Annotated in this window: 10 protein-coding genes; 4 read left to right on the top strand and 6 right to left on the bottom strand. The window is 71.9% G+C overall.

All coding sequences use genetic code 11. The features are described from left to right. Positions 1-42: 42 nt before the first annotated feature. From ACFVZW_RS35405 to ACFVZW_RS35385, 5 genes are all read right to left on the bottom strand, one after another. Positions 43-3,198 (bottom strand): efflux RND transporter permease subunit, encoded by a 3,156-nt coding sequence (locus tag ACFVZW_RS35405; RefSeq protein ID WP_384530449.1) that lies wholly within the window; start codon positions 3,196-3,198, stop codon positions 43-45. Positions 3,199-3,354: 156 nt separating this feature from the next. Then, entirely contained in the window at positions 3,355-4,047 is a 693-nt protein-coding gene (locus tag ACFVZW_RS35400; RefSeq protein ID WP_384530446.1) for a response regulator, read from the bottom strand. Then, positions 4,044-5,270 carry a sensor histidine kinase gene (locus tag ACFVZW_RS35395; protein ID WP_384530444.1) on the bottom strand — a complete coding sequence of 409 codons (1,227 nt, stop codon included), beginning with the start codon at positions 5,268-5,270 and terminating at the stop codon, positions 4,044-4,046. Before ACFVZW_RS35395 ends, ACFVZW_RS35400 begins: the two co-directional genes overlap by 4 nt. 84 nt (positions 5,271-5,354) lie before the next feature. After that, positions 5,355-5,633 (bottom strand): hypothetical protein, encoded by a 279-nt coding sequence (locus tag ACFVZW_RS35390; protein ID WP_384530441.1) that lies wholly within the window; start codon positions 5,631-5,633, stop codon positions 5,355-5,357. A 12-nt stretch (positions 5,634-5,645) separates the two neighbouring features. Further along, on the bottom strand, positions 5,646-6,443 hold the full coding sequence (locus ACFVZW_RS35385; protein WP_384530438.1) for a PspA/IM30 family protein: 798 nt from the start codon (positions 6,441-6,443) through the stop codon (positions 5,646-5,648). Between the two features lie 269 nt (positions 6,444-6,712). Here ACFVZW_RS35385 and ACFVZW_RS35380 point away from each other — a divergent pair, with 269 nt between their 5' ends. Beyond that, on the top strand, positions 6,713-7,309 hold the full coding sequence (locus tag ACFVZW_RS35380; protein WP_329121412.1) for a DUF3043 domain-containing protein: 597 nt from the start codon (positions 6,713-6,715) through the stop codon (positions 7,307-7,309). 80 nt (positions 7,310-7,389) lie between these two features. Then, entirely contained in the window at positions 7,390-8,124 is a 735-nt protein-coding gene (locus ACFVZW_RS35375; protein ID WP_384530435.1) for a class I SAM-dependent methyltransferase, read from the top strand. A gap of 80 nt (positions 8,125-8,204) precedes the next feature. On the opposite strand, the gene ACFVZW_RS35370 is transcribed toward ACFVZW_RS35375, so the two are convergent. Further along, positions 8,205-8,408 (bottom strand): hypothetical protein, encoded by a 204-nt coding sequence (locus ACFVZW_RS35370; protein ID WP_362367585.1) that lies wholly within the window; start codon positions 8,406-8,408, stop codon positions 8,205-8,207. Positions 8,409-8,499: 91 nt separating this feature from the next. Here ACFVZW_RS35370 and ACFVZW_RS35365 point away from each other — a divergent pair, with 91 nt between their 5' ends. Both ACFVZW_RS35365 and cobT read left to right on the top strand, forming a co-directional pair. After that, on the top strand, positions 8,500-9,705 hold the full coding sequence (locus ACFVZW_RS35365; protein WP_384530432.1) for a bifunctional adenosylcobinamide kinase/adenosylcobinamide-phosphate guanylyltransferase: 1,206 nt from the start codon (positions 8,500-8,502) through the stop codon (positions 9,703-9,705). A gap of 44 nt (positions 9,706-9,749) precedes the next feature. Then, positions 9,750-10,838 (top strand): nicotinate-nucleotide--dimethylbenzimidazole phosphoribosyltransferase, encoded by a 1,089-nt coding sequence (gene cobT / locus ACFVZW_RS35360; protein ID WP_384530429.1) that lies wholly within the window; start codon positions 9,750-9,752, stop codon positions 10,836-10,838. The last annotated feature ends 32 nt before the right edge of the window (positions 10,839-10,870 follow it).

The following is a 10,870-nucleotide window of genomic DNA, read 5'->3' as shown; positions in this document are numbered from 1 at the left end:
CGTCGGTGCCGAGCCGGGCCTCCTTGGGGCGCCCTGGGGGCGTCAGATGTCCAGCGCGTCCAGCTTGTCCAGCAGCGTCGCGTCCGCGGGGGTCACGTCCGGCTGCTCGGGGTTGTCCAGCGAGCCGTCCCGCTTCGCCTTCTTCGCCGCCTTCTTCTTCGCGCGGCGCTCCTTGCGGAGCTCCACCATCGCGTAGAGCGTCGGGACCAGCAGCAGCGTCAGCAGCGTCGAGGTGATCAGACCGCCGATCACGACGACCGCCAGCGGCTGGGCGATGAAGCCGCCCTCGCCGGTGATGCCGAGCGCCATCGGGAGCAGCGCGAAGATCGTCGCCAGCGCCGTCATCAGGATCGGGCGCAGACGGTGGCGGCCACCCTCGACGACCGCCTCGACGACGCCCAGGCCCTGGGCCCGGTACTGGTTGATCAGGTCGATCAGGACGATCGCGTTGGTGACCACGATGCCGATCAGCATCAACATGCCGATCATGGCCGGGACGCCCATCGCGGTCCCCGTCACGATCAACAGACCGATCGCGCCGGTCGCCGCGAACGGGATCGACACCAGCAGGATCAGCGGCTGGATCAGGGACTTGAAGGTCGCGACCAGGAGCATGAAGACGATCGCGATCGCCGCGAGCATCGCCAGGCCCAGGTTGACGAACGCCTCGGACTGGTCCTCGGAGACACCGCCGATGGAGGCCGTGGCACCCTCCGGCAGCTCCAGCGCGTTGATCTTCGTCTGGAGCTCGGCGCTGACCGCGCCCGTGTTGTCACCGGTCGGCTTGGCCGTGATCGTCGCCGCGCGGGCACCGTCGATCCGGGTCATCGAGACCGGGCCGGGGACCAGCTTCACCTCGGCGATGTCGCCGAGCTTGACCGGCCCCAGCGGCAGCCTCTTCAGGCCGTCCATCGTCGTGGCCGGGCTGGCCGAGGTCAGGACGACGTTCCGCTCGGTGTCGTCGAGGATCGCCTTGCCGGCGGGGGTGCCGCGGACCGCCTGGGCGACGGCCATGCCGAGCGTCGTGTCGTCGAAGCCGAGGTCCGCCGCCTTCGCGTTGGCCTTGACGGAGATCCGCGGCACGGACTGCGACAGGTCGCTCTGGACGTCGGTGACGTCGTCGAGCTCCGCGACCTCGGCCTTGACCGCCTCGGACGCCTTCTTCAGGGTGTCCGCGTCGGAGGCCTTGACCACCACGCTCAGGTCCTGGCTGCCGAAGCCGTCGCCGGCCGCGATCGTCGTCTCGCCGATGCCGTCGAGCTTGCCGAGGGCCTCGTCGATGGCGTCGCGCGTCTTCTCGTACGACGCCGAATCCTCCAGCGTCAGCTGGTACGAGGCCTGGTTGGCGCCCGTACCGCCACCGAAGGCCGCCATGAAGCCCGAGGAGCCGACCGTGACCTGGTAGTCCTTCACGCCCTCGGTGGAGGAAAGGACCTTCTCCACCTTCCGCGCGGCCTCGTCGGCCGCCACGAGGCTGGTGCCGGGAGCAAGCTCCTGCTTGATGCTCATGACCTCCTGCTCGCCCTGGTCGAAGAAGTTGGTCTTCAGGAGCGGGGCCATGCCGAAGGTGCCGACCAGGACGACGATCGCGATCGCCACGCTGGTGAGGCGGCGACGGGTCGCGAAGCGCAGGACCGGGACGTACAGGCGCTGCAGGCGGCTCTTGTTCTCCTTCTCCTCCGCGAGGCGCCGGGCCTCGTCCGGGTCCGCCGACGTGCCCTTGGGGGCGCGCAGGAACCAGTACGAGAGGACCGGGACGACGGTGAGGGAGACCAGGAGCGAGGCGAGCAGCGCGGCGGTGACGGTCAGGCTGAACGAGCCGAACAGCTCGCCGACCATGCCGCCGACCAGACCGATCGGCAGGAAGACCGCGACCGTGGTGAGGGTCGAGGAGGTCACGGCGCCCGCGACCTCGCGGACCGCGGTGAGGATCGCCGACTGGCGCTCCTCACCGTAGCCGAGGTGCCGCTTGATGTTCTCCAGGACCACGATCGAGTCGTCGACGACCCGGCCGATCGCGATCGTGAGGGCGCCCAGGGTCAGCATGTTGAGCGAGAGGTCACGGGTCCACAGCACGATCAGGGCCAGGACGACCGAGAGCGGGATGGAGACCGCGGTGACCAGCGTCGAGCGGATCGAGGCCAGGAAGACCAGGATCACGAGGACGGCCATGACGAGGCCGAGCGCGCCCTCGGTCGTGAGGCCGGAGATCGACTTGGAGACGGCCGGGCCCTGGTCGGAGACGACCGTCAGCTCGGCGCCGGCGCCGAGGTCCTCGCGGAGCTCGGGCAGCTTGTCCTTGACGGCCTCGGAGATGGCGACGGCGCTGCCGTCGTTGTCCATGGTGGCCAGGACCGCCAGGCTGGGCTTGCCGTTGGTACGGGTGATGGAGACCCGGGAGGACTCCTCCTGCTTCACCGCGGCCACGTCGCCGACGCGGACGGCCTTGCCCTGGTCGGGCTTGATGCGCAGGTCCTGGATCTGCTGGAGCGAGGTGAAGCCGCCGCCGACCTGGACCGTACGGCTCTTGCCGGCCTCGGAGAACGAGCCGGCCGGGACCGTGGCGCCGCCCGCCTGGAGGGCCTGGGCGAGCTTCATGGAGTTCAGCCCGGCCGCGGCGAGCTTCTTCTCGTCGGGGGTGACGGAGACCTGGAGGTCCTGGACGCCGTCGATGGAGACCTGGCCGACGCCGTCGATGTCCTCCAGGGCCGGGACGACGGTCCGCTCCAGCTGGTCCGCGAGGGCCTGCTGGTCCTTGTCGGAGGTGACGGCGAGGACGACGGTCGGGATGTCGTCCGTCGAGCCGGCGACGACCTGCGGGTCGACGTCGTCGGGGAGCACCGCGCGCGCCCGGTTCACGGCCTGCTGGACGTCGGCGACGAGCTGCTTGGTGCCCTCGTCGCCGTAGTCGAAGGTGGCCATGATGACGGCGCTGCCCTCGGAGGCCGTGGAGGTCACGCCCTTGATGCCGTCGACGGCCTTGATGGTGTTCTCGAGCGGTTCGACGACCTGCTTCTCGACCACGTCGGGCGACGCGCCCTGGTAGGGAGCGAGGACCGAGACCATCGGGAGCTCGATCGAGGGCAGCAGTTGCTGCTTCAGCTGCGGTATCGCGATCGCCCCGAAGACGATGGCGACGATGGACATCAGCCCGATCAGGGCCCGTTGCGCGAGGCTGAATCTGGACAGCCAGGACATGGGGTCTCTCTTCTGTGGCGTACTCGGCAGGCGGGCGCCAGGACGATCCAGGGGTGCCCGCTAACACCATCAGCCATGAGAAGCCCCGGATCCTCGGCCCCGGGTCCAATTCCTTATCCCGCGCATACCGCGTCTGGAGTACGCCGGGGCACTCCGTCACTCCACCCTTGGACGTACCAGGCCGGACTCGTAGGCCGTGACCACCAGCTGGGCGCGGTCGCGGGCGCCGAGCTTGGCCATGGTCCGGTTGACGTGCGTCTTGACCGTGAGGGGGCTGACCTCGAGGCGTTCGGCGATCTCGTCGTTGGAGTGGCCGCCGCCGACGAGGACGAGGACCTCGCGCTCGCGGGTGGTGAGGGCGGCGAGGCGCTCGGAGTACGCCGGCGCGTCCTCGCCGTCCTCGGGGTCCGAACTGCCGCCCTGCGCGAGGAACTTGGCGATCAGGCCCTTGGTCGCCACGGGCGAGAGCAGGGCCTCTCCGGCGGCGGCGATCCGGATGGCGTTGAGCAGCTCCTCCGGTTCCGCCCCCTTGCCGAGGAAGCCGGAGGCGCCGGCGCGGAGCGACTGCACGACGTACTCGTCGACCTCGAAGGTGGTCAGCATGACGATCCGTACGGCGGACAGCTCCGGGTCCGCGGTGATCATGCGGGTGGCGGCGAGCCCGTCGGTGCCGGGCATCCGGATGTCCATCAGGACGACGTCGGCCCCCGTGGACCGGGCGAGGGCGACCGCCTGCGCCCCGTCGGCGGCCTCGGCGACGACCTCCATGTCCGGCTCGGAGTCCACGAGCACCTTGAAGGCGCTGCGGAGCAGGGCCTGGTCGTCGGCGAGCAGCACCCGGATGGTCATGCGTCCTCCCCCGTACGGGCCGTTGCGGGCAGTATCGCCTGGACCCGGAAGCCGCCGCCGTAGCGGGGTGCCGCGGTCAGCGTGCCGCGGAGCGCGGTGACGCGCTCCCTCATGCCGATCAGTCCGTGCCCGCCGGTGTCGGCGGGCGTCGCCGGCTGCGGCACTCCGTTGTCGAGGACGGTGATCTCGACGGTCCGGCCGACCCGGATGACGCTCACCTCGGCCTTGGCGTCCGGGCCCGCATGCTTCTGCACATTGGTCAGCGCCTCCTGGATGATCCGGTACGCGGCGAGGTCGACGGCGGCCGGAAGCCCCGCGTCGTCGTCCGTGCGGACGAGCTCCACGGGGAGGCCCGCGTTGCGGAAGGTGGCGAGCAGCTCGTCGAGGACGGCGAGGCCGGGGGCGGGCTCGGTGGGCGCCTCGGGGTCGCCGGACTGGCGGAGCAGGCCGACCGTGGCGCGCAGCTCGTTGAGGGCGGAGCGGCTGGCCTCGCGGACGTGCGCGAGGGCTTCCTTGGCCTGGTCGGGGCGCTTGTCCATGACGTGGGAGGCGACTCCGGCCTGGACGTTGACCAGCGCAATGTGGTGGGCGACGACGTCGTGGAGGTCGCGGGCGATCCGGAGGCGCTCCTCGGCGACCCGGCGCCGGGCCTCCTCGTCACGGGTCCGCTCGGCCCGCTCGGCCCGCTCCCGTATGGCGTCGACGAAGGCGCGGCGGCTGCGGACGGCGTCGCCGGCGGCCGCGGCCATGCCGGCCCAGGCGAAGACGCCGAGGTTCTCCTGGGCGTACCAGGGCGTGGGGCCGAAGAGCATCGAGGCGCCCGACAGGACGCCCATGGTGAGCAGTCCGACGCGCCAGGTGGTGGGGCGGTCGGTGCGGGAGGCGACGGTGTAGAGCGCGATGACGGCGCTCATGGCGACGGGGGCCGGACGGTCGTCGGTGATCAGTTCGACGAGGGTGACGCCGCCGGTGAAGGCGAGGACGGCGAGGGGGTCGCGTCGGCGCAGGACGAGGGCGGCGGCGCCCAGCACCATGAGGAGGACGCCGGCGGCGTCGGGGGTGCGGTCGCCGAAGGTGGGCCCGTTGGGGCTGCCGTGGGGGTCGGCGAAGGATCCCGTGACCATGCAGGCGAGCACGGCGAGGGCGAGGCCGGCGTCGAAGGCGAGGGGATGTGCCCGCAGCCAGTGCCGGGCCTGCGAGAAGCCGCTGTCGAGGGAGGTCACGGAGCAACGGTACGGGGTGGTGGACACGGCAGCGCCCCGCTTCCCTGTGCGGGAGGCGGGGCGCTGCCGTCGCTGTCGGAGGCGTCAGCCCGGGATCAGACCGTCGTCGGAGAGCATCTCCCGGACCTCTTCGAGCGTCGCGTCCGGTTCCGGAAGAATCAGTTCCGAGGGTTCCAGTGCGTCGTCGGGGAGGGGTTCGCCGAGGCGGCGGACCGCGTCGAGCAGGGCCGAGAGCGTCCGGCGGAAGCCGTCGGCGTCTCCCGACTCCATCTCGGCGAGCAGTTCGTCGTCCAGCTTGTTCAGCTCGACGAAGTGACTGTCGGCCAGCTCCCACTGGCCCTCCCCCATGATCCTTACGATCATGACGCGCCGTCCTTACTGCTTGTCGAACCTGGGGTGGGAGGACTTCTGGGCCTGGTCCTGCGGCGTTCCCGTACCGCCCTCGATCGCCTGCTTCGAGTCCGAGGGCCCGCCGGCCAGCTCGGCCTTCATCCGCTGCAGCTCCAGCTCGACGTCCGTGCCCCCGGACAGCCGGTCCAGCTCCGCCTGGATGTCGTCCTTGGCCAGGCCCGACTGGTCGTCGAGCGCGCCCGAGGCGAGCAGCTCGTCGATCGCACCGGCCCGGGCCTGCAGCTGGGCCGTCTTGTCCTCGGCGCGCTGGATCGCCACGCCGACGTCGCTCATCTCCTCCGAGATGCCGGAGAACGACTCGGCGATCCTGGTCTGCGCCTGCGCGGCGGTGTAGGTCGCCTTGATCGTCTCCTTCTTCGTACGGAAGGCGTCGACCTTGGCCTGGAGCCGCTGCGCGGCCAGCGTGAGCTTCTCCTCCTCGCCCTGCAGCGTCTGGTGCTGCACCTCGAGGTCGCTCACCTGCTGCTGCAGCGCGGCCCGCCGGGACAGCGCCTCGCGGGCCAGGTCCTCACGGCCGAGCGCCAGCGCCTTGCGGCCCTGGTCCTCCAGCTTGGCGGACTGGCCCTGGAGCTGGTTCAGCTGCAGTTCGAGCCGCTTGCGCGATGTCGCCACGTCGGCGACGCCCCGCCGGACCTTCTGCAGGAGCTCCAGCTGCTTCTGGTAGGAGTAATCGAGGGTCTCGCGCGGATCCTCGGCCCGGTCGAGGGCCTTGTTTGCCTTCGCGCGGAAGATCATCCCCATACGCTTCATGACACCGCTCATGGGCTTCGCGCGCCCCCTTCTGACGGACTCGGCTCAAGCACTCCAACAGGATCCACAGTACGGTCCCTGCCTCCATTACCGCACTGTTCGGGGCCGGATGTGCTCCTCCCCAAGGACGACTACGCGCGAGCTTCCTCAGGCCCAGGGTGTAGATGGACCTCGGGGAAAGCGTGCGTGTCGTCCGTGCGTACCCCCACAGACGCAGGCCGATACCGGATCGTTCCCGGCCGGACTGGGGTCCACACCCCCCACCACGTACTCTGGGGAATGTGTTCCGTAGCCGTTCCAAGGAAGAGAAGGCCCCCACCGACAAGGTGACGGCGGACCTCTCCAAGCAGCCCCGCGACCCTGAGGCCCCCAAGGGCCGCCCGACCCCGAAGCGGAGTGAGGCGCAGACCCAGCGCCGTCGCGCCGCGACGGTGCCGACCGACCGCAAGGAGGCCGCCAAGCGCCAGCGCGAGGCCCGCCGCACCGACCTGGCTCGTCAGCGCGAGGCGCTGGCCAGCGGCGACGAGCGTTACCTGCCGGCCCGTGACAAGGGTCCGGTCCGCCGCTTCGTGCGCGACTTCGTCGACTCGCGCTTCTCCATCGCGGAGTTCTTCCTCCCGATGGCCGTGGTGATCCTCGTCCTGTCGATGATCCGCGTCCCGGCGCTGCAGAACATCTCGCTGCTGCTCTGGCTCGGTGTGATCGTGATGATCGTCATCGACTCGATCGGCATCTGGCTCCGTCTGAAGAAGCAGCTGAACGAGCGCTTCCCGAACGAGCCGAAGCGGGGTGCCGTGGCCTACGGCCTGATGCGTACGCTCCAGATGCGCCGACTGCGACTGCCGAAGCCGCAGGTCAAGCGCGGAGAGCGGCCCTGAGCACGAACGGCTCCGGTTCCGGCGCGGGCAGCGGTCCGCTGCTGCCCGCCGCCTCCCCGTGGCCGAGCGGGTACGGGGGGTTGCGCGAGACCGTCCGTCAGGAGCTCATCGCGCGCCAGCTCGACGAGCAGATAACCGGCCGCTACCCGGTGGGGCAGCGGCTGCGGATCCTGGACGCGGGCATGGGGCAGGGAACCCAGGCCCTGCGGCTGGCCCGGGCGGGTCACACGGTGACCGGTCTGGAGGCCGATCCCGAGCTGCTCAAGGCCGCCCGGGAATCGCTGGCCACCGAACCGGCCGGGATCCGTGAGCGGGTCCGGCTGATCGAGGGCGACGGCCGTGAGACCGGCGTGCACTTCCTGCCGGGCAGCTTCGACGTGGTGCTCTGCCACGGTGTCCTGATGTACGCGGACGAGCCGGACGCCCTGCTCGCGGGCCTCGCCCGGATGCTGGCCCCCGGCGGTCTGCTCTCCCTGGTGGTGCGGAACGCGGACGCGCTGTCCATGCGGCCCGGCCTGGCCGGGGACTGGTCGGGCGCGCTGACCGGCTTCGAGTCGGACACGTACACCGACGACAACGGATTCAAGGTGCGGGCCGACCGCCTCGACGCGCTGACGTCGACGCTGGCGGGGATCGCCGCACCGCTGCATGCCTGGTACGGCGTGCGGGTCTTCACCGACGGGATGGCGGGCGACGTGGGCCTGCCGGCCGCCGAGGAGCTGGAGCGGCTGCTCGCCGCCGAGGACCGCGCCGGGCGGACGGAACCGTACCGCCGGATAGCGGCGCTGCTCCACCTGTGCGGTGTCCGGGGCTGACGCCCCGCGCGTCCCGCGCCCCACGGGGAGCGGGACGGCGAGCGGCCGGGCCCGCGGAGGGACCGGCCGCCCGCCGAGTCCTACGCCTCCGCGTTCAGCGACATCGTGTAGATCTTGGTGTCGTCCTCGAAGAGCGTGGCCTGGTCCGCCCCGCCCTCCAGAAGGTCCTTCCAGACCTCACCGATCCAGGACTCGGCGTCGCCCTGGGTCGTCCAGTCCTCCGGTTCCACCGCGGGAGCGGTCTCCGTGCCGTCGGACTTCTCGAACCGCCACGTCCATGCCATGTCCGCCTCCTGAGGCTCACCGGATGATCGGTTTCCTGCCCGCAGCGTAGCCGGGCGCGCACCCCTCGCGGTGACGCGGGAGGATCAATGGGTGGAACTGACTCTGCTCGGCACCGGCGCCCCCCTCGGGCTCCCGCGCCCCGACTGCCCCTGCGCCATGTGCGCGACCTCCCGCGGTGACCGGGCGCGGGCCGCCACCGCGCTGCTCGTGGACGAGGCGCTGCTCCTCGACCTGACGCCGGGGGCCGCGCTGGCCGCCGCCCGCGCGGGGCATTCGCTGGTCGGTGTCCGGCAGGTGCTGCTGACACACCCGCACGACGGACCGGCCGTGGAGGTGCCGGCCGGGCTGCCGTCCGCGGGACGGGTGCCGGACGGACGGGAGTTGACGCTGATCAGCGGACACCGGGTGCGGGCCGTGCCGATGGACTCCCCCGGTACGGGGTACGAGGTGACGTCGCCGGAGGGCGAGCGGCTGCTCTATCTGCCGCCGGGCGGCTCCCCCGCCGGTCTGACCGACGATCACCGCCGTCCGTACGACATGGTCGTCATGGACGCCACGGGCCGCCCGGACGCGCTGGCCCGGATGCGGACGACCGGGGCCGTCTCCGCGAGCACCGAGGTGATCGCCGTCCATCTCGACCACGACGTGCCGGGCGGTGCGGAACTGGACCGGCGGCTCGCGGCGGCCGGGGCGCGGACGGTGCCGGACGGCACGACGCTGTACGTCGGCGAGTACCACGCCGTACCGGACGTCCCGCGCCGGACGCTGGTGACCGGCGGGGCCCGGTCGGGCAAGTCGGTGGAGGCCGAGCGGCGCCTGGAGACGTTCCCCGAGGTGCTGTACGTGGCGACCTCCGGTCCCCGGCAGGGCGACCCGGAGTGGGCGCAGCGGGTGGCCCTGCACCGGGACCGGCGGCCCGGCTCCTGGCGTACGACCGAGACCTGCGACCTCGTACCGCTCCTCGCGGAGGCCGAGGGCCCGGCGCTGCTGATCGACTGTCTGTCGCTGTGGCTGACGGACGCCATGGACCAGGTGGGGGCCTGGGACGACGAACGGTGGGCGGGCGGCGGGCAGGAGGCTCTGCGGAAGCGGGTCGAGGAGCTGGTGGCGGCGGTGCGGGCCACGTCCCGTACGGTCGTCGCCGTCACCAACGAGGTGGGCTCGGGGGTCGTGCCCGCCACCGCGGCGGGGCGGCGTTTCCGGGACGAGCTGGGCCGGCTGAACGCGGCCTTCGGCGACGAGTGCGAGCAGGTACTCCTCGTCGTAGCGGGACAGGCTCTGGTGCTGCGCGGGTAGGGTGCGATCACCGATGGCCACCGCCGATGTCACAAGGAAGAGCCTTGAACCTGGACGACTTCTCCGATCTGATCGAGCGCCCCGACGGCGGGGTGCGGCGTGACGCCGAGGAACGCCGGGAGCGGTTGATCGTCCCGCCCGGTGCGCTCGGCCGGCTCGACGAACTCGGCGAGTGGCTCTCGGCGGCTCAGGGTTCGGTCAAGGTGCGGGCGATCGAGCAGCCGCGCGTGGTGCTCTTCGCGGGCGATCACGGGGTGGCCTCGCTCGGGGTGTCCGGCCGTCCGGCCGGCACCGCGCACGAGCTGGTCCGCTCGGTCCTCGACGGCGCGAGCCCGGTGGCGGTGCTCGCCCGCGCGGCGAACGTCCCGGTGCGGGTGGTCGACGCCGGTCTGGACTGCGAGCCGGAGCTGCTGCCCGCCGAGGTGGTCCGCCACCGGGTGCGGCGCGGCAGCGGCCGGATCGACATCGAGAACGCGCTGACCACGGAGGAGACCGAGGCGGCGGTACGGCTGGGCATGGCGATCGCCGACGAGGAGGCCGATTCGGGCACGGATCTGGTCGTGCTCGGCGATCTGAGCGTGGGCGGTACGACGCCGGCCTCGACGCTGATCGCGGCCCTGTGCGGGACGGACGCCTCCGTCGTGACCGGCCGGGGCGGAGCCGGGATCGACGACCTGGCGTGGATGCGCAAGTGCGCGGCGGTCCGGGACTCGCTGCGGCGCGCCCGGCCGGTCCTGGGCGACCAGCTGGAACTGCTCGCGGCGGTCGGCGGGGCGGACCTGGCGGCGATGACGGGCTTCCTGCTGCAGAGCGCGGTGCGCCGGATGCCGGTGATCCTGGACGGTGTGGTGGGCGCGGCCTGTGCGCTGGTGGCGCAGCGGGCGGCGTTCCGGGCGCCGGACTGGTGGCTGGCGGGTCAGGTCAGCGGTGAGCCGGCGCAGGCGAAGGCGCTGGACCGGATGGCACTCAACCCGCTGCTCGACCACGGCGTCTCCGTGGGTGAGGGAACCGGGGCCATGCTCGCTCTTCCCCTCGTCCAGGCCGCGGCGGCGCTCGCCGCCGAGCTGCCCGAGCAGCCGGAACCGACCATTCCGGACGATGCCGGGGCGGACTCCCCGGACGAGGAGAACTAGCCGGATCGCGGCGCCGGAGGCAGTCGTTCCGC

Origin of the sequence: Streptomyces sp. NPDC059567 (assembly GCF_042735655.1) — a bacterium.
Taxonomy (GTDB): domain Bacteria; phylum Actinomycetota; class Actinomycetes; order Streptomycetales; family Streptomycetaceae; genus Streptomyces.
This window is presented reverse-complemented; position numbering and strand designations above follow the sequence as displayed.